Genomic DNA, 23138 nt, shown 5'->3' on the forward strand with positions numbered 1-23138 from the left:
GTCGCCGTGATCATGCCGGGGCCGCGTAATGGCAAGCGGTCGCTTAATGTGTGCCACGTGCGCACGGCTCGGATCGCCTCGGCCCTCCTCATGGGACTGGCCGTGCTCGCCTATTCGGGATGGCTGCTGGAGTTCGCCGTCCCGACGGGCGTGTCCCCGGTGCGCGACCCGGCCGACGCCCTGCTCGCCGGGCCGCCGGTGTTCCGGGTCCTGCTCGCGGTTTCGGGCGTCGCGTTCCTGCTCGCCGGGCCGCCGTTGCACCGGCTCGGCCCGGTCCAGTGGCCGGCGCGGCTGAGCTCGATCTCGGTGAGCGTGTTCGGCGCCGTCGTGCTGGTCCAGGCCGCCTACCCGGAGAGCAGCGGGGTCATCTCGTCGCTGCTGAGCGTCATCCTGCTGGTCGGGGTGATCAGCCTGGTGCTGTGGTGGCCGCCGGGCTGGCGCCGGTTCGCCGTCGCGGGCCTGGTGCTGGTGCTGGCGACCTGGGTGGCCGTGGTGCTCGCGGGGCAGCTCGGCGAGTTCGAAGGCGTGTTCAGCCGCTTCCAGCTGCTGGTGCGCGCGGTGCTGTTCGGCACGGGCGGGGCGTACGCCTTCATCAAGCCCGCGCCGCGGCACGCTCCCCGGATCTAGTTCTTCCGGATTTGTCGGTGCCGGATGCGACCATCGGGTTCCCGATTCCCGGAGGAGGAGATCGACATGGCGGGAAACGTGCCCCCGGTGGCCGACGAGCGTGACGGGCTGCTGCGGTACCTCGAACAGCAGCGGTACGTCCTGAAGCTGGCCGCGCACGGCCTCACGGACGAGCAGGCGAGGCTTACGCCGACGAAGAGCGCGCTGTCGGTGGGCGGGCTGATCAAGCACGTCGCCAGTACCGAGGACGGCTGGATCGACATCGCGCTGCAGCTGCCCCAGAAGCCGTTCGGCGAGGGCGTACAGGATTACGAAGAGGCGTACCGGCTGGGCCCGGAGGAGACGCTGCGGAGCGTCCTGGAGCGCTACGACGAGGTCGCCGCCCGCACGGCGGAGGTCATCGGCCGGATCGACGACCTCGGCCGCCCGGTCCCGGTGCCGAAGGGCGTCCCCTGGTACCCGGACGACGTCCCGGCGTGGTCGGTCCGCTGGGTCCTGCTGCACCTGATCGAGGAGACGGCCCGCCACGCGGGCCACGCGGACATCATCCGCGAGCACGTCGACGGCGCCACGGCCTTCCCCCTGATGGCGGCGGCCGAGAACTGGCCGGAGTCCCCCTGGATGAAGCCCTGGAAACCCACCCCCCAACCAGCCTGACCCGACCGCCCAGGCACGCGACCCGACCCTCCAGGCACGCGACCCGACCCTCCAGGCACGCGACCCGACCCGCCGAGCCGTGTCGACCCTTCAATCACGCGTGTCGACCCGGCAATCACGCGTGTCGGCGTTCTGATCACGCGTGCCGGCGGGTCCACATCGGCCCGGCGGGACCCGGCGGGTCAGAACAGCGTCGGCTCGTCCGCCAGCGCGCCTTCGATCACGAGCATCCGGCGTTTCGTCGCGACCCCGCCGCGGGCCGAGAACCCGCCGTCGCGGCCGCCGGCCGCGAGGACCCGGTGGCACGGCACCACGATCGGGAACGGGTTGTGCCCCATGGCCTGTCCGACCGCCTGGGCGGACCCGGGCATCCCGAGCTGGTGCGCGATGTCGCCGTAGGTGAGGGTCTTGCCCGGCGGGATCGTGCGCGCGATCTCGTACGCGCGCCGGTTGAACTCGGGCACCGCGGCCAGGTCCAGCTCGATCTCGGCCAGGTCGCGGCGGTCGCCGGCCAGCAGCGCGACGATCCCGTCGACCGCCGCCGCCACGGCCGGCGGCGGCGGACCTTCGACGGCGTCCGGGAACCACCGGGCCAGCTTGGCGCGCGTTCCGGGAGCGTTGCCGTCCGGCAACGTCGTCCCGATCACGACGTCGTCGCGCCACGCGAGCCCACACGGCCCGATGGTTGTGTCGAACACCGTGAACCCCACAGTCATGCGCTCAGCCTACGACCGAAGGGAGGCTGTCGGCCGCGGCTCGGCCACGGGATGATGTGCCGGTGCTGGACCACCTCGTCTACGCCGGACCGGACCTCGCCGAGGCCGTCGCGCGCGTCAAGGAACTCACCGGCGTCACGCCCGCGCCCGGCGGCAGCCACGTCGGCCTGGGCACGGCCAACCACCTCGCCGATCTCGGCGCGGGGGCCTACCTGGAGGTGATCGGCCCGGACCCGGCGCAGCCGCCGCCCGCGCAACCCCGGCCGTTCGGCATCGATGACCTCACCGAGCCGGCCCTGGTCGCCTGGGCGGTGCGCACCACGGACCTCGACGCCACGATCGCGCACGCCCGCGCCCACGGCTTCGACCCGGGCGACGCGATCGAGATGTCCCGCGAGACGGCCGACGGCGAGCTGCTGCGCTGGCGGCTGACCCCGCCGAGCCGCCCGGGCACGCTCACGCCGTTCCTCATCGACTGGGGCACCACGCCGCACCCGACGACGCGCGGCCTGCCGTCCCTCCCGCTGCTCATGGTGACGGGCGCGCACCCCGACCCGGACTCGGTCCTCGCGGTGACGGACGCGCTGGGCCTGGAGCTGCTCGTCCGGCGCGCCGGACGCGCGGCCCTGAACGCCGCCGTCCGCACCCCGGAGGGCCGCCAGGTCGCGCTGAGCTGAAAGCCGTGAAGGCCCCCTTCCCGGCCATAAGAGCCGGTAAGGAGGCCTTCACGGCTTTTGCCGCGGGAGAGCGTCAGGCCTTGCCCTCGCGCCACGCGTTGGTCATCGGGAGCCGGCGGTCGCGGCCGAACGCCTTGAGCGTGATCTTCGTGCCCGGCGGGTACTGGCGCCGCTTGTACTCGGCCTTGTCGACCATCCGCACCACGCGGTCGATGGTCTCCGGCGCGAACCCGGCCTCGACGAGGTCGGCGTACCCGCGGTCGCCCTCGACGTAGTCGTCGAGGATGTCGTCGAGCAGCGCGTAGTCCGGCAGCGAGTCGGAGTCCATCTGGCCCGGCCGCAGCTCGGCCGACGGCGGCTTGGAAATCGAGTTCTCCGGGATCGGCGGGGTTTCGCCCCGCTTCAACGCCTCTGCGTTGCGCCACCGCGCCAGCTGCCACACGTGCGTCTTGAAGACGTCCTTGATCGGGGCGAACGCGCCGACCGCGTCGCCGTAGATCGTCGAGTACCCGACGGCCAGCTCGGTCTTGTTGCCGGTGGCGAGGACGAGGTGACCGTCCAGGTTGGACAGTGCCATCAGGAGCATGCCGCGGGTGCGCGCCTGGATGTTCTCCTCGGCGAGCCCGGTCAGCGAAAGCTGCTCGACGTAGACGCGCACCATGTCCTCGACCGGCTCGACCCGGTAGTGCGCGCCGATCCGCCGCGCGAGGTCTTCGGCGTCGTCCTTCGAGTGTCCCGACGAGTACTTCGACGGCATCGAGACGCCGTAGACGTTGCCGCCGCCCAAGGCGTCCGCCGCCAGCGACGCGCAGACGGCCGAGTCGATGCCGCCGGAGAAGCCGAACGTCACCGACGAGAAGCCGTTCTTGTGCACGTAGTCCCGCAGCCCGACGACGAGCGCCGCCCACACCTCGGCCTCGTCGGCGAGCGGTTCGCTGATCACCGGTGACGCCGTCGGCTCGTACGCGGGCAGCGGCTCCTCGCTCAGCACCCGGCGCCGGACGTGCAGCCCGTCGAGCTCGCCGTCCCCGGCGTGCCCGCCCGCGGCGAGGTCGGTGTCCAGCACGAGCAGGTGCTCGACGAACTGCGGCGCGCGCGCCAGCACCGTGCCGTCCGCGCCGACGACGAGCGAGTCGCCGTCGAACACGAGGTCGTCCTGGCCGCCGACCTGGTTGGTGTAGACCAGCGGCGCCCCGGCCTCGGCGGCGCGCCGGGCGATGAGCGGCAGCCGCTGCTCGTCCTTGGACCGCTCGTACGGCGACGCGTTCGGCGCCACGACGAGGTCGACGCCCGCCCGGCCCAGCGCCGAGATCGGCCCGCCGTCCTGCCAGATGTCCTCGCAGATGACCATGCCGATGTCGAGCCCGCGGAACCGGACGACGTCGAGCGTGGTGCCCGGCTTGAACCAGCGGTGCTCGTCGAAGACGCCGTAGTTGGGGAGGTGGTGCTTGAACTGCCGCGCGACGACCTCGCCGCGGTAGAGGGCGGCCGCCGCGTCGCGCGGGCCGGCCTCGTCGAGGTCGAGATAACCGATGTAGGTCAGCACTTCGCCGCAGCCGGCGTCGTCCAGCCGGCGCGCCAGCGCCTCGACGCCCAAGCGGGACGCCTCGGCGAAGGTGCGGCGCAGCGAGAGGTCCTCGACCGGGTAGCCGGTCAGCGACATCTCCGGGAAGACGACCACGTGCGCGCCGGCTTCGGCGGCGCGGCGGGTCCATTCGACGTGCAGGTCGGCGTTGCCGTCGAGGTCACCGACGGTGGGGTTGACCTGGGCGAGCGCGATGCGCAGTTGCGGCATGCCGCCATTCTGACGCACCGCCACCCGCCCAGCCGAGCGAATGTGGGCGAAATGCCACCCCGGCGCACCGATCCCCTGCGGCGCCTTCGCCCACCCGGGTAGGTTGCCGCTGATCGGACGAACCGGGCAGCCGGGTTCGCCGTAGGGGAGGGACCACCTTGACGTATCCGCCGCAGCCACCGCCCGGCCAGTACCCGGGCCCGGGCTACCCGCAACAGGGCTACCCACCGCAGCAGCCCGGCCAGGGTTACCCACAACAGGGTTACCCGCAGCAGGGCTACCCGGGCCAGGGCTATCCCCAGCAGGGCTATCCGGGCTATCCGCCGCCGAAGAAGGGCAACGGCCTGCTCATCGGCCTGCTCGCCGGCGGCGGTGGCCTGCTGGTCGTGATCTTCCTGATCACCGGGTTCGTCGCGCCCGGCTTCCTGGTCTCCGACGGCCGGGACAGCCGGACGACCGCCGCCGACGGCCCGCCGCTCGACCTGAACTCGGGCAGCGTCGCCGCGGGCAAGTTCATCCTCGCCGTCCTGGGCGACGACGCGGTCATCGGTCGCCAAGCCGCCTGCGCGTCCGCCGAAGGCGTCGTCGCCGCCGCGGTGCGGACGCTCGGCAGCCGCAACGCGCACCTCACCGCCGGCTCACCCGTCCAGAGCGGCGCGGACGAGATCCGCGTCCCGCTCGACGGCACCATCGGCAGCCGGTCGGTGCACGGCGAGCTGCAGGTGACGCGCATCCAGGAGCACTACTGCATTTCCGGGGTCACGACGCCGTCGTGACCGCCGCGGCGTCGCGGTGCTTGAGCTTGGCCATCCGCCCGTCACGGTGGTGCCAGACGACGCCCTCGAACTCCGGGTGCGCCAGCAGCCACGTCATCAGCCCGTCGAAGTCGCGCGGCACATCGCCGAACTCCTCCGCGGTCGCGTGCCGCACCAGCCGGTGGACGCCGAGCTGCTCCGGATCGCCGTTGACCTTCGGGCCGCACAGCTCGTAGGTGCCCGGCACCTCGCCGACGAGGCCCTCGCGGGCCTCGTCGAAGAACTTCGCGAACGCCGACTGCGCGACCGGCTCCCAGCCGACGGTCTTCCCCGTCTCCGGGTCGGTCTGGACGGCCTCGAACCCGGCGGGCGCGCTCTTGCCCGGCTTCACCTCGCGCCGCGCCCACCACTCGCCGGACTCGTCGAGCCGGACGCAGGTGCCGTCGTACTTGCGGGTGGGCACGCCTTGGCCGTCGAGCACCCACTGGCACGCGGGGTGCACTTCGCGGGTCACCCGCCGGAGGTCTTCGGGGTCGCGACGGAACAGCGTCGGGATCTTGCGCATGCCCCGATTCTCCCGGCCCGGGCAAACGAGAAAACCCCCGCTCGGCCGAACCGAGCGAGGGTTTTCCCGGGAAAAGGACTACTTGCGCTTGATCATGCTCCGGACCTTCTTGATGGTCTGCTCGAAGTCGGAGTCGAACGGGTTGTCGTGCACCAGGTAGGTCCACGTCGTGTTCGCCCGCCGCACGCCGGCGTCGCCGAGGTCGATGCCGTCGTCGGTCAGCTCGGCCTCTTCGAGGGTCTTCGCCGCGCGCGTGTTCGCCTCGTTGATGATCTTGTGGAACTCCGGGATCGCCGCGCGGTGGAACTCGTCGAGCGGCGTCTCCCGGGCCAGCGCCCGCAGGTGGATGCTCTCGCGGACGTCGGTCAGGTACGCCAGGTGGTCCGACCAGAGCTGGTCGACGTGGAACAGCAGCACCTCGCGGCTGAGCTGCTCCACCTTCTCCTGGTCGTCGCCCAGCTTCTCCTTCAGCTCACCGAACTTCTCGGCGTGCGCCTTCTCCAGCTGCTCCGCCGCGTACCCGGTGCGAAGCACCTTGTCGCGGTGGGTCAGCAGGTCACGCCGCTGCCGTTCGATCAGCCGCGTGTAGCGCCAGGTGTTGCGGTGGATCTCCAGGTCGACGCCCTCGGCGACGCGCTGGGCGTGGTTGAGCTGCCGCAGCGCCGCGTTGTCGGTGATCTCGCCGGTCTCCTCGTCGTCGGTGATGCCCTCGGGCACGTCCGGCGCGTTCGACAGCACGAGCTCGTCGTTGAGGCTGGCGAAGAAGATCGCGCTGCCCGGGTCGCCCTGGCGGCCGGAGCGGCCGCGCAGCTGCCCGTCGAGGCGGCTCGACGGGTACCGCGCGGTGCCGATGACGTGCAGCCCGCCCAGCTCGACGACCTCTTCGCGGGTCGCGCCGTCGGTGCCGCCCAGCCGGATGTCGGTACCGCGCCCGGCCATCTGGGTCGAGACGGTGACCGCGCCCTTCTTGCCGGCCTCGGCGATGATCGACGCCTCTTCGGCGTCGTTGCGCGCGTTGAGCACGACGCACTCGAGGTCGACCTTCGCCAGCTTCTCGGCCAGCTCCTCCGACTCGGCGACGTCCTGCGTGCCGACGAGGATCGGCCGCCCGGTCTCGTGGACCGTGCGGATCTCCTCCTCGATCGCCCGCAGCTTCTGCGACGGCGACGCGAAGACCCGGTCCTCCTGGTCTTCGCGGACGTTCGGGGTGTTCGGCGGGATGACCGCGACCTCGAGCTCGTAGAACTCGCGCAGCTGCTCGGCGACGGCGACCGCGGTACCGGTCATGCCTGCGACCTCGGGGTAGCGCGCCAGCAGCGCCTGGACGGTGATCGAGTCCAGGATCTCGCCGCGGTCGGTCGCGGTGACCTGTTCCTTCGCCTCGACGGCGGCCTGGAGGCCGTCCGGCCAGCGCTGCAGCTCGGCGACGCGGCCGCGGGCGGCGTTGATGAGCTGGACCTTGCCGTCGCGGACGAGGTAGTCGACGTCGCGGGTGAGCAGCGCGTGCGCGTGCAGCGCGACGTTCACCGCGGGGAGCCGGTCGGAGGCCGCGTCGCCGTAGAGGTCGTCGACCTCCAGGCCGAGCGACTTCGCGACCACCGAGGCACCGGCGTCGGTCAGCCAGGCGTTGCGGCCTTCGCTGTCGGTCTCGTAGTGCAGGTTGAGCCGCAGCCGCCGGACGACCTTGGCGACCTCGTCGTCGGCGTCGGTGTGGTCGATCGAGCCGGCCATCACCAGCGGGACGCGGGCCTCGTCGACCAGCACGGAGTCCGCCTCGTCGACGATCGCGACCTCGGGGTCCGGCTGGACCAGGTCGTCGACCTTCGAGACCAGGCGGTCGCGCAGGACGTCGAAGCCGATCTCGGCGACCGCGCCGTACGTGACGTCCTTGGCGTAGGCCTCCTTGCGCTCCTCCTGGGAGTGCGCCGGTTCGACCCAGCCGACCGACACGCCGAGCAGCGCGTATACCGGGCCCATCCACTCGGCGTCGCGGCGCGCCAGGTAGTCGTTGACCGTGACGACGTGGGCGCGCTTGCCGCGCAGCGCGTACCCGGCCGCGGCCAGCGCCCCGGCGAGCGTCTTGCCCTCACCGGTCTCCATCTGCACGACGTGCTTGCTGAGCAGGCCCATCGTGCCGAGGATCTGGACGTCGAACGCGCGCTCGCCGAGCGCCCGCCGAGCGGCCTCACGACCGAGCGCGCACACCTCGATCAGGTGATTGTCGCCGAACGCGGTGTCCTTCAGCGTCGCGCGAAGCTTCCCGGCCCGCTCGGTCAGCTCCTCGTCGGAGAGCTTCTCGAGCTCGGGCTCGAGCTTCTCGACTGCGGGCAGCAGTGCTTCGTAGCGGGTCAGCTCGACGCTGCCCGGACGCTGGATGATCCGGCGGAGCCGTTTGCCCACCCGGCTGATCAGTGCTGCCACCCCTGGTCTCCCGTTCTCTCTCGCTCGACCGGCCTGCCCCACCCAACGTGGCGGTGGTGCGTTCGAGTTCCGCGGCCGGATGGGACGATCCAACCGTGTTCCCTCATCCCAGCGCCAGGTCCCGTAGTCGCACGATCACCGCGATCGCGGTGTCCGCGCTGCTCGCGGCCTCGCTGACCGCCTGCACGTCCACCGGCAAGACCACGCCGCCGTCGCCGACGACCGAGTCGCACCCGCCGTCCGGGCCGGTGCCCGCGGGGCTGGAGCGGTTCTACGGTCAGAGCCTGACCTGGGCCGACTGCGCACCTTACGCGACGTCGGAGGACGCGAGGTCGGCGTTCCAGGCGAAAGACATCCAGTGTGCGCGGCTGACCGTTCCGCTGGACTACGCGAAACCGGACGGAACGACCATCACGCTCGGCCTGCTCCGGCACAAGGCGACCGACGAGGGGGCGCGGATCGGGTCGCTGGTGGTCAACCCGGGCGGACCGGGCGCCTCGGGCATGGTCGCCGCCGCCGGGCTGATCAAGCCGGCGTCGAACACGGACCTCGCCAAGCGCTTCGACCTGGTCGGCTTCGACCCGCGGGGGATCGGCGCGAGCCAGCCGATCATCCGCTGCCTGACCGACCAGGAGCGGGACGCCGACCGCGCCGACGACAGCGAAACCGACGGCTCGCCGCAGGGCGTGCTCAAGCAGGAAGCGCAGGAAAAGGACTTCGCCGCCAAGTGCGCCCAGCGCACCGACGACGGCACCGGGCTGCTCGCCAACGTCGGCACCCGCGACGTCGTCAAGGACCTCGACGTCCTGCGCTCGGTCCTCGGCGACGAGAAGCTGACCTACCTCGGCTACTCCTACGGCACCCGGATCGGGTCGACCTACGCCGAGGCGTTCCCGAAGAACGTCCGCGCGATGATCCTCGACGGCGCGGTCGACCCGGACCAGGACGCCGTCGAGTCGCTGGTCGCGCAGGGCCAGGGCTTCGGCGGCGCGTTCACGCAGTTCGCGAAGTCGTGTACCGCTCAGCAGGACTGCGCGCTCGGCCAGGACCCCGCCGCCGCGGTGCAGGTGTTCCAGGACCTCGTCCGGCCGCTGATCGACTTTCCGGTGCCGGTCGGCGACGGCCGCAAGCTCTCCTACGAGGACGCGACCACCGGCGTCATCCAGGCGCTCTACCAGGAGAGCCTCTGGGACGCGCTGAACACCGGCCTCAACGAGCTGAAGCAGCAGCGCGGCGCGACGCTGGAGAAGCTCGCCGACATCTACAACGAGCGCGACACCAGCGGCAAGTACGGCACCACGCAGGACGCCTTCACCGCGATCCGCTGCGTCGACGACCCGCGCGTCACCGACCCGGCCGTCATCCTCAAGGCGCAGGAGGAGTACGTGCAGGTCGCGCCGTTCCTCGACGACGGCCGCCCGGCGAGCGCGGCCCGCGACGCGTGCGCGTTCTGGCCGGTCCCGAACACCTCGGAGCCGCACGTGCCAAACGTCGAAGGCCTGGCGAAGACGCTGGTCATCTCGACGACGAACGACCCGGCGACGCCCTACCAGGCCGGCGTCAACCTCGCGAAGGGCCTGAAGGGCGCGCTGCTCACCTTCGAGGGCACCCAGCACACGGTGTTCCTGCAGGGCATCTCGTGCGTCGACCAGGCAGGCAACGACTACCTGGTCGACGGCACGCTCCCGGCGGAAGGCACGCGCTGCAAGGGCCAGTGAGGGCGGCCGCGCTGCTGGGCGCGGCCCTGGTGCTGACGGCGTGCACGAGCGCTCCGGCGCCCGGGCCGCCGTCGTCCCAGGCCCCTGACCTGCGGAAGTTCACCGGTCAGCAGCTCGCCTGGACGTCGTGTTCGGCGGACGCGTCGCTGGACTGCGCGCACCTCGCCGTGCCGCTGGACTACGCGAAGCCGGCGGGGGAGACGGTGACCGTCGGGCTGCTGCGGCACAAGGCCGCGAAGCAGCGGATCGGCTCGCTGGTCGTCAACCCGGGCGGACCCGGCGGCGCGGGGACGTCGATGGCCGCGTCCCTGGCGAAGTCGCCCGCGGCCGCGCCGTTGCTGGACCGGTTCGACCTGGTCGGCTTCGACCCGCGGGGCGTCGGCGCGAGCGAGCCGCGGATCACCTGCAGGACCGACGCCGAGCAGGACGCCGACCGCGCGTCCGACGTCGAAAGCGACATGTCGCCCGAAGGGGTGAAGAAGCAGCTCGCCGAGACCACGGCGTACGGCGCGAAGTGCGCCGAAGCGACGAAGTACGGCAAAGCGTTCCTCGCGAACGTCGGCACGCGAGACGTCGTCCGCGACCTCGACGTCCTTCGCGCGGCTCTCGGCGACGAGAAGCTGACCTACCTCGGCTACTCCTACGGCACGCAGATCGGCGCGGCCTACGCGGAGGCGTTCCCGCGCAATGTCCGCGCGTTGCTGCTCGACGGCGCCGTCGATCCGGCGCAGGACATCGCGAAATCCCTGGTCACGCAGATGGCGGGCTTCCAGGACGCCTTCACCGAGTTCGGCAAGTGGTGCGCGCCCCGCCGCGACTGCGCCCTCGGCCGCGACCCCGCCCGCACGACCGAGGCCTTCCAGCGGCTCGTCCGGCCGCTCGTCGCGAAGCCCGTCCCGGCCGGCTCCCGGAAGCTGTCGTTCGAGGACGCCGTCACCGGCACGTTCGCCGCGCTCTACGCCCGCGGCGACTGGCCCGCCCTGAACGGCGCGCTCACCGAGCTGGCCGGCGGCACCGGCCGGGCCCTGCTGGCCTTCGCCGACGGCTACTACGGCCGCGACCGCGACGGCCACTACGGCGGCGGGATCGACGCCTACTTCGCCGTCCGCTGCGTCGACCGCGCCCGGCTCGCCGACCGGGCCGCGATCGACCGCGCGCACCAGCGGATGCTGGCCGGCGCGCCGTTCCTGGCCGGCGGCAGCCCGGACACCAGCGAGCTGGACATCTGCTCGACCTGGCCGGTCCCGCCGACCTCGGCCGAGCACGCGCCGCACGCCGACGGCCTGCCGAAACCCCTGGTCGTCTCGACCACGCACGACCCGGCGACGCCGTACCAGCAGGGCGTCGACCTCGCGAAGGACCTCGGCGGCGTCCTGCTCACCTACGAAGGCGTGCAGCACACGGTCTTCCTCGACGGCAACGCGTGCGTCGACCGCGCGGGCGTCGCGTACCTGATCGACGGGACCGCCGCCGAAGCTCGCTGCTAACCGAGGTCGACGGGCTCGTTCTGCCCGGTCAGCGACAGCTCGAACATCACCGGGCTGAGGTGGTCACCGGCCGGCGGCACCTGCACCCACAGCCGGACGAACCGCCGCGGCCCGTCGGCCGAGACCCACACCTTGACGATGACGTCGGCGTTCACCTGCGGCAACACGCTGTGCGCGACGGCCGCGGGCACCCGGCCGCCGACCCGCAGGGCGGCGGCGCCGTCGACGTTCTCCTTGCCCTCGGTCTTCGCGTCGGTCACGCCGTCGAGCAGCCGCTTCAGCCCGGCGGACGGCCCGAGGAAGCGGCCCACGGCGTCCGTCTCGGGGATCCGGCCGCGTGCGACGTCGGGATCGGTGCTCACCAGCCCGTCGCGCACCGTGAAGCGGAACTTGACGTGCCCTTCGCCGTCTTGGACGTCGGCCGTGCCGGTCGCGCCGCCGCCGGCGTCGAGGGTCGCGTCGCCGTCGATCTGCCGGAGCGGGAAGCCGGGCAGGACGCCGTTGACGCCGGCCGCGAAGTGCACGCTCCGCACCGACGCGAACGACGTCGCCGCGTCGCGGACCAGCTCGGCACCCGCGGGGAACGGCCCGCGCGTGTCCGGCGAGCCGGTGCACCCGGCCGTCAACAGGACCACGAGCAGCAGGGCGATGCGGGACATCCGTCAAGACTAGCGGTGGCCGGATCCTTGCGGCAGATGTCCTTCAGGCCACTTCCACCGGGAGGCGCGCCAGACAACACTTCACGAGTGACTGTCGAGACCCGTCCTGCCCCGAAGCTGCACCGCGCCTGGCTGATCGCCGGTGCCGCGTTCGTCGCGCTGCTCGCCTCCGCCGGCTTCCGGTCCGCCCCCGGCGTCCTCATCGACCCGCTGCACCAGGAGTTCGGCTGGTCGACGGCCACGATCAGCTCGGCCGTCTCGGTCAACCTCGTGCTCTACGGCCTCTTCGCGCCCTTCGCGGCCGCGCTGATGGAGCGGTTCGGCATCCGCCGGGTCTCCGCGACGGCGTTGTTCGTCATCGCCATCGGCGCGGCCGGCACGGTGTTCATGACCGCGAGCTGGCAGCTGATCCTCTGCTGGGGCGTGCTGATCGGCGCGGGCACCGGCTCGATGGCGATGAGCTTCGCGGCGACCGTCGCGGCCCGGTGGTTCGTCCGCAGCCGCGGCGTCGTCACCGGCGTGCTGACCGCGGCGGGCGCCACCGGCCAGCTGATCTTCCTGCCGCTCATCGCCAACCTCGCCGTCGGCTCCGGCTGGCGCACCGCGTCGCTGGTGATCGCCATCGCCGCGCTCGCCGTCGTTCCGGTGGTCCTGCTGCTCATCCGCGACCACCCCGCCGACGTCGGCACCACGGCCTACGGCGCGCCCGCCGGCGCCGAGGTCGCCCGCCCCGCCCCGAAGAGCGGCTCCGCCCGCCGCGCCCTGTCCGTCCTGAAGACGGCGGCCCGCACCCGGACGTTCTGGCTGCTCGCGGTCGGCTTCGCGATCTGCGGCGCGACGACGAACGGCCTGGTCGGCACCCACTTCGTCCCGGCCGCCCACGACCACGGCATGCCCCAGACGACCGCGGCGGGCCTGCTGGCCCTGGTCGGCGTCTTCGACGTCGTCGGCACGATCTTCTCCGGCTGGCTCACCGACCGCGTCGACCCGCGGATCCTGCTCGGGATCTACTACGCCCTGCGCGGGCTCTCGCTGGCCATGCTGCCGCAGCTGTTCACCGACTCCGTGCAGCCGAGCATGTGGGCGTTCATCCTGTTCTACGGCCTCGACTGGGTGGCCACGGTCCCGCCGACGGTCGCGCTCTGCGTCCGCGCCTTCGGCGAGGCCGGCCCGATCGTGTTCGGCTGGGTCTTCGCCTGCCACCAGCTGGGCGCCGCGTTCGCCGCGTCGGCCGCGGGCCTGGTCCGCGACCAGCTCGGGAACTACACCCTGGCCTGGTATTCGGCCGCTGTCCTGGCGATCATCGCGTCCGTCGCGTCGCTGGCCGTCAAGCGCGCGAAGAAGCCCGTTCCGGTGCCGGCGAACTGACCTTCGTCACCCTCGGCGCGTCGTGAAACATCCCGTTAACACGCTGTCGTTAGGGTGCGGCCATGGATCGCCAGCAGGAATTCGTGCTCCGCACGCTCGAGGAGCGCGACATCCGTTTCGTCCGTCTCTGGTTCACCGATGTGCTGGGGTTCCTCAAGTCCGTCGCGGTCGCGCCGGCCGAGCTCGAGGGCGCTTTCACCGAGGGGATCGGCTTCGACGGCTCGGCCATCGAAGGGTTCGCGCGCGTCTACGAATCCGACATGGTCGCCAAGCCGGACCCGGCCACCTTCCAGGTGCTGCCCTGGGAGACCCCGGACGGCAGCCCCTACTCGGCCCGGATGTTCTGCGACATCGCGATGCCGGACGGCTCGCCGTCGTGGGCCGACCCGAGGCACGTCCTGCGGCGTCAGCTCTCGAAGGCGGCCGAAGCGGGCTTCACCTGCTACGTGCACCCCGAGATCGAGTTCTTCCTCCTGGCCAACCTGCCCGACGACGGCAGCGAGCCGGAGCCGGCGGACAACGGCGGGTACTTCGACCAGGCCAGCCACGCCACGGCGACGCACTTCCGGCGCCACGCCATCGAGACCCTCGAGGCGATGGGCATCTCGGTCGAGTTCAGCCACCACGAGGGCGCGCCGGGCCAGCAGGAGATCGACCTCCGCTACGCCGACGCCCTGACCATGGCCGACAACGTGATGACGTTCCGTTACGTCGTCAAGGAGGTCGCGCTGACCCAGGGCGTGCGCGCGACGTTCATGCCGAAGCCGTTCACCGACCAGCCCGGCTCCGGGATGCACACCCACGTCAGCCTCTTCGAGGGTGATCGCAACGCCTTCTACGACGCCGAGGACCCGCACGAGCTGTCGGAGACCGGCAAGGCGTTCGTCGCCGGCCTGCTGCACCACGCCAAGGAGATCTCCGCGGTCACGAACCAGTGGGTGAACTCCTACAAGCGCCTGATCAGCGGAAGCGAGGCGCCGACGACCGTTTCGTGGGGCCGGGCGAACCGCTCGGCGCTCGTCCGGGTGCCGATGTATTCACCCGGAAAGGCGTCATCCCGTCGGGTGGAAGTCCGTACCCTGGACTCCGCGTGCAACCCGTACCTCGCGTACTCGGTCATCCTGGCCGCCGGGCTCAAGGGGATCGAGAAGGGGTACGAGCTGCCGCCTCCTGCCGAGGACAACATCTGGCAGCTGTCGGACTCCGAGCGGCGCGCCGCCGGTTACGCGCAGTTGCCCCAGAACCTGGGGGAAGCCCTGTCGGAGATGGAGAAGTCCGAGCTCCTGCCGGAAGCACTCGGCGAGCACGTCTACGACTTCTTCCTCCGGAACAAGCGCGCCGAATGGGACAACTACCGGAGCGCGGTCACCCCGTACGAGCTCCGCACGCTGTTGCCGGTGCTCTGATGGGGCGGCGGCCGGTGTTCCTCGCGATCCTGGCCGCCGCACTCGTGCTCGTCCCCGCCGCGCCCGCCGCGTCGGCGTCCGCTTCGCGCTTCGACCTCGACTCGGCCGACATCCCGGCGCTGCAGGCGCGGATGGCGGCCGGCCGGCTCAGCGCGGTGGGGCTCACCGGGCTCTACCTCGACCGGATCCACCGGGTCGACGGCAAGGTCAACGCCGTGCTCGCGGTCAACCCGGCGGCGCTGGGGCAGGCTCGCGAAAGCGACGCCCGCCGTCGCGCGCACCGCCTGCGCGGGCCGCTCGACGGCATCCCGGTGCTGGTCAAGGACAACGTCGGCACCCGCGACCAGTGGACGACCGCCGGCTCGCGGGCCCTGCGCAGCTACCCGGCGAAGGACGCCACGCTGATCACCCGGCTGCGCAACGCGGGCGCGGTGATCCTCGGCAAGGCGAACCTGTCCGAGTGGGCGAACTTCCGCGCCGCGAAGCCGACGTCGGGCTGGTCGGGCGTCGGCGGTCAGACCAGCAACCCGTACGTGCTGGACCACAACCCGTGCGGGTCGTCCGCCGGCTCTGCGGCCGGCGTCGCCGCGTCGCTGGCCCAGGTCGCGATCGGCAGCGAGACCGACGGCTCGATCGTCTGCCCGGCGGGGATGACGGCGACGGTCGGCCACAAACCCAGCCTCGGCCTGGTCAGCCGCACCGGCGTGGTGCCGATCTCCGCCGAGCAGGACACCGCCGGCCCGATCGCCCGCAACGTCGTCGACGTCGCGCTCACGCTGTCCGCCCTCCAGGGGCGGGACCCGGCGGACCCGGCCACCGCGCAGTACCCGCGCACCCAGCCGGCGGACTACGCGAAGCTGCTCCGGCCGGGGGTCCTGCGCGGCGCCCGGATCGGCCTCTGGCGGCTGCCGGTGCTCGGCCCGCAGACCGACGCGGTCATGACGTCCGCCCGGAACTCCCTGGTCAAGGCCGGTGCGACGGTCGTCGAAGTGACCCCGCCGTACCAGGACCGGCTCGGCGAACTGGAGTTCCCGGCGCTGCTCACGGAGTTCCACCGCGACATCGACGCCTACCTGGCGACCCGCCCGGAGGGGCCGCGGAACCTGGCCGAGCTGATCGCCTACAACCGCGCCGACCCGCTGGAGCAGACCTGCTTCGCCGGCCAGGAGCTGTTCGAGCAGGCACTGGCCGCGCCGCCGCCGACCGACCCCGGCTACCTCGCGGGGCGCGCCGAACTCTCGGACCTCGCTCGCCGGTCGCTCGACGAGACGCTGGCGAAGTACCACCTCGACGCGATCGCGTCGCCGACCAACCCGCCGGCGTGGAAGACCGACTGCGCGACGGGCGACGACGACGTGATCCCGTCCTCGACGCCGGCCGCGGTCGCGGGCTACCCGGACGTCACCGTGCCGGCCGGGTTTGCCGGACCCCTGCCCGTGGGTATCTCGTTCATGGGTGCGCGGTGGTCCGACGGCCGGATGCTGGCCCTCGCGGCGGACTTCGAGCGGGTCGCGCCGGCCCGCGTCCCGCCGCGGTACCTGCCGACGTTGCCGCGGTAGCCCTGCGTACACGTTCTGACCTGCGATGACACCGTTAAGTGACCCCCCTGTCGGGACCGGTTTCGGGGCATGTAAAGTTCTCCAAGTCGCCAGGAACACCGGGTCACACCGGGGCCGCAAGCCCCGGAGATCAGGACGGGACGAGCGGGTTGACACCGCGAATCGGACCGGGTAATGTTCAGCGTCGGCCCACGAGCGGCCGCCGAATCACTACGACTAACCTCGTAGACTGAGGCATGCTCGACCAAAAGTTTGTGAATATCGCTTGGAACAATCGCCGAGGTCGAGCCTGCCGATAACGTGGGTGATGCCGGAGTGTGTTGCTTGAGAACTCAACAGTGTGCTAGTGAACTAAGCCAGTAGAGCTTATATATAACCTCGTATGAGGTTCCTTTGAGAATGATTGAGTACATAGTCTCGATCAAACTATTCATTGTTGGAGAGTTTGATCCTGGCTCAGGACGAACGCTGGCGGCGTGCTTAACACATGCAAGTCGAACGATGAAGCCTTCGGGTGGATTAGTGGCGAACGGGTGAGTAACACGTGGGTAATCTGCCCTGCACTCTGGGATAAGCCTTGGAAACGAGGTCTAATACCGGATATCACATTCTTTCGCATGGGAGAATGTTGAAAGTTCTGGCGGTGCAGGATGAACCCGCGGCCTATCAGCTTGTTGGTGGGGTAGTGGCCTACCAAGGCGACGACGGGTAGCCGGCCTGAGAGGGTGACCGGCCACACTGGGACTGAGACACGGCCCAGACTCCTACGGGAGGCAGCAGTGGGGAATATTGCACAATGGGCGAAAGCCTGATGCAGCGACGCCGCGTGAGGGATGACGGCCTTCGGGTTGTAAACCTCTTTCGCCAGGGACGAAGCGCAAGTGACGGTACCTGGATAAGAAGCACCGGCTAACTACGTGCCAGCAGCCGCGGTAATACGTAGGGTGCAAGCGTTGTCCGGATTTATTGGGCGTAAAGAGCTCGTAGGCGGTTTGTCGCGTCGGCTGTGAAATCTGGAGGCTTAACCTTCAGCGTGCAGTCGATACGGGCAGACTTGAGTTCGGTAGGGGAGACTGGAATTCCTGGTGTAGCGGTGAAATGCGCAGATATCAGGAGGAACACCGGTGGCGAAGGCGGGTCTCTGGGCCGATACTGACGCTGAGGAGCGAAAGCGTGGGGAGCGAACAGGATTAGATACCCTGGTAGTCCACGCTGTAAACGGTGGGTGCTAGGTGTGGGCGACATTCCACGTTGTCCGTGCCGTAGCTAACGCATTAAGCACCCCGCCTGGGGAGTACGGCCGCAAGGCTAAAACTCAAAGGAATTGACGGGGGCCCGCACAAGCGGCGGAGCATGTGGATTAATTCGATGCAACGCGAAGAACCTTACCTGGGCTTGACATGCGCCAGACATCCCCAGAGATGGGGCTTCCCTTGTGGTTGGTGTACAGGTGGTGCATGGCTGTCGTCAGCTCGTGTCGTGAGATGTTGGGTTAAGTCCCGCAACGAGCGCAACCCTTATCCTACGTTGCCAGCGCGTTATGGCGGGGACTCGTGGGAGACTGCCGGGGTCAACTCGGAGGAAGGTGGGGATGACGTCAAGTCATCATGCCCCTTATGTCCAGGGCTTCACACATGCTACAATGGCTGGTACAGAGGGCTGCGATACCGCGAGGTGGAGCGAATCCCTTAAAGCCGGTCTCAGTTCGGATCGCAGTCTGCAACTCGACTGCGTGAAGTCGGAGTCGCTAGTAATCGCAGATCAGCAACGCTGCGGTGAATACGTTCCCGGGCCTTGTACACACCGCCCGTCACGTCATGAAAGTCGGTAACACCCGAAGCCCATGGCCCAACCCTTCGGGGAGGGAGTGGTCGAAGGTGGGACTGGCGATTGGGACGAAGTCGTAACAAGGTAGCCGTACCGGAAGGTGCGGCTGGATCACCTCCTTTCTAAGGAGCACAACACATCCACGTTCCCGGGATACCCGGAACCAGGGCGTGGGGTGGCTGGGGTTTAACACTCGAATGCAGTGTTGCTCTGGTTGCTCAAGGAATTGTGGAACTACTGGTTATGGCTTATCGCGGTGACAGACGCCGGCGTTAGTACTGATCCTTCGGGGTCGTGGAGGACGCTCGCCGAGTCGAGTGGTGGGTTGTTCACGAAGCACACTGTTGGGTCCTGAGGCAACACGCCTCGGGGCTTACGCCTCGGGAGCGATGTTTGTTTCTGGTGTGGTGTTTGAGAACTGTAGAGTGGATGCGAGCATCTTTGTGGTCAAGTTGTTAAGGGCACATGGTGGATGTCTTGGCTTCAGGAGCCGATGAAGGACGTAGGAGGCTGCGATAAGCCTCGGGGAGCTGTCAACCGAGCTGTGATCCGAGGATTTCCGAATGGGGAAACCCAGCACCAGTGATGTGGTGTTACCCGCACCTGAATATATAGGGTGTGTGGAGGGAACGCGGGGAAGTGAAACATCTCAGTACCCGTAGGAAGAGAAAACAACCGTGATTCCGTGAGTAGTGGCGAGCGAAAGCGGAAGAGGCTAAACCGATTGCATGTGATACCTGTCAGGGGTTGTGTAGTCGGTGTTGTGGGACCCGCCTTGAAGGAACTGACATTTCTTCGGAATTGACGCATGGGTTAGTGGAACGCCTTGGGATGGGCGGCCGGAGTGGGTGAGAGCCCCGTACGCGAAAACTTGTGTTGTTGTTCTTGGTGGTGTTCCCGAGTAGCAGCGAGCTCGTGGAATTTGCTGTGAATCTGCCGGGACCACCCGGTAAGCCTAAATACTTCCTGAAGACCGATAGCGGACTAGTACCGTGAGGGAAAGATGAAAAGTACCCCGGGAGGGGAGTGAAAGAGTACCTGAAACCGTGTGCCTACAAGCCGTCAGAGCTGTAATGGTGATGGCGTGCCTTTTGAAGAATGAGCCTGCGAGTTAGTGCTGCGTGGCGAGGTTAACCCGTGTGGGGTAGCCGTAGCGAAAGCGAGTCTGAATAGGGCGATTGAGTCGCGTGGTCTAGACCCGAAGCGGAGTGATCTACCCATGGCCAGGGTGAAGCGACGGTAAGACGTCGTGGAGGCCCGAACCCACTTAGGTTGAAAACTGAGGGGATGAGCTGTGGGTAGGGGTGAAAGGCCAATCAAACTCCGTGATAGCTGGTTCTCCCCGAAATGCATTTAGGTGCAGCGTCGCATGTTTCACCACGGGGGTAGAGCTACTGGATGGTCTAGGGGCCTTACCGGGTTACCGAAATCAACCAAACTCCGAATACCGTGGTGTGAGAGTGCGGCAGTGAGACGGCGGGGGATAAGCTTCGTCGTCGAGAGGGAAACAGCCCAGAACACCAGCTAAGGCCCCTAAGTGTGTGCTCAGTGGGAAAGGATGTGGGATTGCCCAGACAACCAGGAGGTTGGCTTAGAAGCAGCCACCCTTGAAAGAGTGCGTAATAGCTCACTGGTCAAGTGGTCCTGCGCCGACAATGTAGCGGGGCTTAAGCACACCGCCGAAGCTGTGTCATTGACACAATAGATCCACTTGGGCTCTTGAAGTCCTTGTGTAGTCGTGTTGATGGGTAGGGGAGCGTCCTGCACCCAGGGAAGCCGTGGCGGAAGCTAGCGGTGGAGGGTGTGGGAGTGAGAATGCAGGCATGAGTAGCGAATGCAGAGTGAGAAACTCTGCCGCCGGATGACCAAGGGTTCCTGGGCCAGGCTAATCCGCCCAGGGTAAGTCGGGACCTAAGGCGAGGCCGACAGGCGTAGTCGATGGACAACGGGTTGATATTCCCGTACCCGAGCATGTGCGCCCATGACGAGGCGTTTGATACTAACCACCCAAAGCGTGCCGGTGATGCCTTCGGGCGGAGTTGGCATTGTGGAGCGTGGGACCTGATTTCGTAGTAGTCAAGCGATGGGGTGACGCAGGAAGGTAGCTCCGCCAGGCGATGGTTGTCCTGGTGTAAGCGTGTAGGAGAAAGCATAGGCAAATCCGTGCTTTATATACTCTGAGACGTGATGCGTAGCCGTTTGAGGCGAAGTAGAGTGATCCTATGCTGCCGAGAAAAGCCTCTAGTGAGTGCATGCACGGCCCGTACCCCAAACCAACACAGGTGGTCAGGTAGAGAATACTAAGGCGATCGGGTGAACTGTGGTTAAGGAACTCGGCAAAATGCCCCCGTAACTTCGGGAGAAGGGGGGCCAAACATCCTGAAGTCCTTTACGGACTAGGGGTGGGTGGCCGCAGAGACCAGCGGAAAGCGACTGTTTACTAAAAACACAGGTCCATGCGAAGTCGCAAGACGATGTATATGGACTGACGCCTGCCCGGTGCTGGAACGTTAAGAGGACCGGTTAATCCCTTCGGGGGTGAAGCTGAGAATTTAAGCGCCAGTAAACGGCGGTGGTAACTATAACCATCCTAAGGTAGCGAAATTCCTTGTCGGGTAAGTTCCGACCTGCACGAATGGCGTAACGACTTTCCGGCTGTCTCAACCACAGGCCCGGCGAAATTGCACTACGAGTAAAGATGCTCGTTACGCGCGGCAGGACGGAAAGACCCCGGGACCTTTACTATAGTTTGGTATTGGTTTTCGGTTCGGCTTGTGTAGGATAGGTGGGAGACTGTGAAGCGGTGACGCTAGTTACTGTGGAGTCATTGTTGAAATACCACTCTGGTCGAATTGGGAATCTGAACCTCGGGCCATGATCTGGTTCAGGGACAGTGCCTGATGGGTAGTTTAACTGGGGCGGTTGCCTCCTAAAGAGTAACGGAGGCGCCCAAAGGTTCCCTCAGCCTGGTTGGCAATCAGGTGTTGAGTGCAAGTGCACAAGGGAGCTTGACTGTGAGACAGACATGTCGAGCAGGGACGAAAGTCGGGACTAGTGATCCGGCACCACCTGGTGGAAGGGGTGTCGCTCAACGGATAAAAGGTACCCCGGGGATAACAGGCTGATCTTGCCCAAGAGTCCATATCGACGGCATGGTTTGGCACCTCGATGTCGGCTCGTCGCATCCTGGGGCCGGAGTAGGTCCCAAGGGTTGGGCTGTTCGCCCATTAAAGCGGCACGCGAGCTGGGTTTAGAACGTCGTGAGACAGTTCGGTCCCTATCCGCCGCGCGCGTAGGATACTTGAGGAAGGCTGTCCCTAGTACGAGAGGACCGGGACGGACGAACCTCTGGTGTGCCAGTTGTCCCGCCAGGGGCATGGCTGGTTGGCCACGTTCGGAAGGGATAACCGCTGAAGGCATCTAAGCGGGAAGCCTGTTCCAAGATGAGGTATCCCACCCTTTGTGGGTTAAGGCCCCCAATAGACCATTGGGTTGATAGGCCAGATATGGAAGCACAGTAATGTGTTGTCGAGTTGACTGGTACTAATAGGCCGAGGACTTGTCTACGAAGGTGTTACGCATCCACTCTACGGTTCTGAAACACCACACGGCTCCCTGTTTTTGGGGGGTGTGGGTGTTTGATAGTGTTTCGGTGGTTTTAGCGTCAGGGAAACGCCCGGTCCCATTCCGAACCCGGAAGCTAAGCTTGACAGCGCCGATGGTACTGCAACCGAAGGGTTGTGGGAGAGTAGGACACCGCCGAACATTTCGTTGGAGAAGGGCCTGTCCCGGTCGAGAACCACGGTTCTCCCGGGCCAGGCCCTTTTCTTTATGCCCAAAACCCGATGCCGCCGGCACCGCGGCCCACTTCGTGTCGACCCTCCAGTCACACGAGTTGACCTTCCAATCACGTGTTGACCCTCTGATCACGCGAGCCGGCTCTCCAATCACGCGAGTTGACCCTTCACACACGAGAGCCGGTCGTCTGGCCGCGTGGTGACCCGTGAATCGCGGGTGTCGACTGTCTGATCACGGGTGTCGACTCCTGGATCCCGGGTGACCGGCGCTTCGGTCACGGGAGCCGACCGTCGAGGTACGCGAGCCGACTGTTCGGGTGTGCGAGCTGCTCTCCGGACGGTGCGCGAGTTCCGGCCTCAATCACGCGAGTTCCGCCTGGAAACACGTGGATCCCGGCCGGACCACACGAGTCCCGCCCGGGATCACGCGAGATCCGGCCACAATCACGCGAGATCCGTACGAGATCACGCGAGTTGCGGCTCCGACCACCCCTGCTCCGACCTCGCGATCCGGGTGATGCCCGCCGGATCACGGGTGATGCCCGCCCAGTCACGCGAGATGCCCTGCGGATCACGCGCGATACCTCCTCCGTCACGCGCGATACCTCAGTCCGGCCGTCCCCGCCGGGCCAGTGGACGGCGGCGCAGCGGTGATGACAGCACCAGCGATGTCGTCGTCTCGCCGTAGCGCTGCACCTTCTCGACCAGCTCCTCCAGCTCCGCCGTGTTCCGGCACAGCACCCGCAGGATCCAGCACTCGTCACCCGTGATGTGGTCCGCGGCGATGACCTCCGGCAGTGGTAGAACCGCCGTCCGGAAGCGGGGTGTGTCCAGGCTGCGGACCCTGGCCCGGACCAACGCCTCGATCGGCAGTCCCAGCTTCGTCGTGTCCACGGTCGCCGCGTAGCCCGTGATCACTCCGCGCTCCTCGAGACGGCGGACCCGTTCCGTCACCGCCGACCCCGACAGCGACACCCGGCGGCCCAGCTCCGTGAAGCTCAGCCTGCCGTCGCCCTGGAGGAGCTCGATCAGGTGCCAGTCGACGTCGTCGAGGTCCACCGCACATCTCCCAAGTCAGCAGGGGTGGAAACAGGGAAATCCCAG

The 23138-nt window shown here is 68.0% G+C and carries 15 protein-coding genes and 3 rRNA genes; 12 read left to right on the forward strand and 6 right to left on the reverse strand.

Going from position 1 to position 23138, the window contains the following annotated elements:
• Positions 1-57: 57 nt before the first annotated feature.
• Together OG439_RS44840 and OG439_RS44845 are read left to right on the forward strand one after the other, a co-directional pair.
• Positions 58-627, forward strand: coding sequence for a hypothetical protein (locus tag OG439_RS44840; protein WP_326946421.1), 570 nt, complete (start codon positions 58-60; stop codon positions 625-627).
• Between the two features lie 66 nt (positions 628-693).
• Positions 694-1284 carry a DinB family protein gene (locus OG439_RS44845; protein ID WP_326946422.1) on the forward strand — a complete coding sequence of 197 codons (591 nt, stop codon included), beginning with the start codon at positions 694-696 and terminating at the stop codon, positions 1282-1284.
• A 182-nt stretch (positions 1285-1466) separates the two neighbouring features.
• Here the strand turns inward: OG439_RS44845 and OG439_RS44850 are convergent, their stop codons facing one another.
• Positions 1467-2000, reverse strand: a complete 534-nt coding sequence (locus OG439_RS44850; RefSeq protein WP_326946423.1) for a methylated-DNA--[protein]-cysteine S-methyltransferase — start codon at positions 1998-2000, stop codon at positions 1467-1469.
• A 62-nt stretch (positions 2001-2062) separates the two neighbouring features.
• On the opposite strand from OG439_RS44850, the gene OG439_RS44855 reads away from it, so the two are divergent.
• Positions 2063-2677: a VOC family protein gene (locus OG439_RS44855; RefSeq protein WP_326946424.1), complete on the forward strand. Its 615-nt coding sequence runs from the start codon at positions 2063-2065 to the stop codon at positions 2675-2677.
• 73 nt (positions 2678-2750) lie between these two features.
• Here the strand turns inward: OG439_RS44855 and OG439_RS44860 are convergent, their stop codons facing one another.
• Positions 2751-4472 (reverse strand): NAD+ synthase, encoded by a 1722-nt coding sequence (locus OG439_RS44860; RefSeq protein WP_326946425.1) that lies wholly within the window; start codon positions 4470-4472, stop codon positions 2751-2753.
• Positions 4473-4630: 158 nt separating this feature from the next.
• On the opposite strand from OG439_RS44860, the gene OG439_RS44865 reads away from it, so the two are divergent.
• On the forward strand, positions 4631-5248 hold the full coding sequence (locus tag OG439_RS44865; RefSeq protein ID WP_326946426.1) for a hypothetical protein: 618 nt from the start codon (positions 4631-4633) through the stop codon (positions 5246-5248).
• On the opposite strand, the gene OG439_RS44870 is transcribed toward OG439_RS44865, so the two are convergent.
• Both OG439_RS44870 and secA2 read right to left on the reverse strand, forming a co-directional pair.
• Complete coding sequence (locus OG439_RS44870; RefSeq protein WP_326946427.1) at positions 5232-5792, reverse strand: RNA ligase 1 family protein; 561 nt, start codon at positions 5790-5792, stop codon at positions 5232-5234. The genes OG439_RS44865 and OG439_RS44870 overlap by 17 nt on opposite strands.
• A 78-nt stretch (positions 5793-5870) precedes the next feature.
• Entirely contained in the window at positions 5871-8213 is a 2343-nt protein-coding gene (gene secA2, locus OG439_RS44875; RefSeq protein WP_326946428.1) for an accessory Sec system translocase SecA2, read from the reverse strand.
• Positions 8214-8362: 149 nt separating this feature from the next.
• Between secA2 and OG439_RS44880 the strand changes: the two genes are divergently transcribed.
• Positions 8363-9931, forward strand: a complete 1569-nt coding sequence (locus OG439_RS44880; protein WP_326951780.1) for an alpha/beta hydrolase — start codon at positions 8363-8365, stop codon at positions 9929-9931.
• Positions 9928-11418, forward strand: coding sequence for an alpha/beta hydrolase (locus OG439_RS44885; protein WP_326946429.1), 1491 nt, complete (start codon positions 9928-9930; stop codon positions 11416-11418). Before OG439_RS44880 ends, OG439_RS44885 begins: the two co-directional genes overlap by 4 nt.
• Here OG439_RS44885 and OG439_RS44890 read toward each other — a convergent pair.
• The gene (locus OG439_RS44890) at positions 11415-12077 is read right to left on the reverse strand and encodes an LppX_LprAFG lipoprotein (RefSeq protein WP_326946430.1); all 663 of its coding nucleotides are present in this window, start codon (positions 12075-12077) and stop codon (positions 11415-11417) included. The genes OG439_RS44885 and OG439_RS44890 overlap by 4 nt on opposite strands.
• A gap of 87 nt (positions 12078-12164) precedes the next feature.
• Between OG439_RS44890 and OG439_RS44895 the strand changes: the two genes are divergently transcribed.
• From OG439_RS44895 to rrf, 6 genes are all read left to right on the forward strand, one after another.
• Positions 12165-13445 (forward strand): MFS transporter, encoded by a 1281-nt coding sequence (locus OG439_RS44895; protein WP_326946432.1) that lies wholly within the window; start codon positions 12165-12167, stop codon positions 13443-13445.
• 62 nt (positions 13446-13507) lie between these two features.
• Positions 13508-14851, forward strand: a complete 1344-nt coding sequence (glnA, locus tag OG439_RS44900) for a type I glutamate--ammonia ligase (RefSeq protein WP_247061234.1) — start codon at positions 13508-13510, stop codon at positions 14849-14851.
• Entirely contained in the window at positions 14851-16410 is a 1560-nt protein-coding gene (locus OG439_RS44905) for an amidase (protein WP_326946433.1), read from the forward strand. The genes glnA and OG439_RS44905 overlap by 1 nt, the downstream gene beginning before the upstream one ends.
• A 433-nt stretch (positions 16411-16843) precedes the next feature.
• Positions 16844-18359, forward strand: a 16S ribosomal RNA gene (locus OG439_RS44910).
• Positions 18360-18682: 323 nt separating this feature from the next.
• A 23S ribosomal RNA gene (locus OG439_RS44915) occupies positions 18683-21804 on the forward strand.
• An 81-nt stretch (positions 21805-21885) separates the two neighbouring features.
• Positions 21886-22002, forward strand: a 5S ribosomal RNA gene (gene rrf, locus OG439_RS44920).
• The 16S, 23S and 5S rRNA genes sit together here, the layout of an rRNA operon.
• Before the next feature lie 638 nt (positions 22003-22640).
• Here the strand turns inward: rrf and OG439_RS44925 are convergent.
• Positions 22641-23093 (reverse strand): Lrp/AsnC family transcriptional regulator, encoded by a 453-nt coding sequence (locus OG439_RS44925; protein ID WP_326946434.1) that lies wholly within the window; start codon positions 23091-23093, stop codon positions 22641-22643.
• Between the last annotated feature and the right edge of the window lie 45 nt (positions 23094-23138).

The organism is Amycolatopsis sp. NBC_01307, from assembly GCF_035975215.1.
In the GTDB taxonomy this organism is placed as follows: domain Bacteria; phylum Actinomycetota; class Actinomycetes; order Mycobacteriales; family Pseudonocardiaceae; genus Amycolatopsis.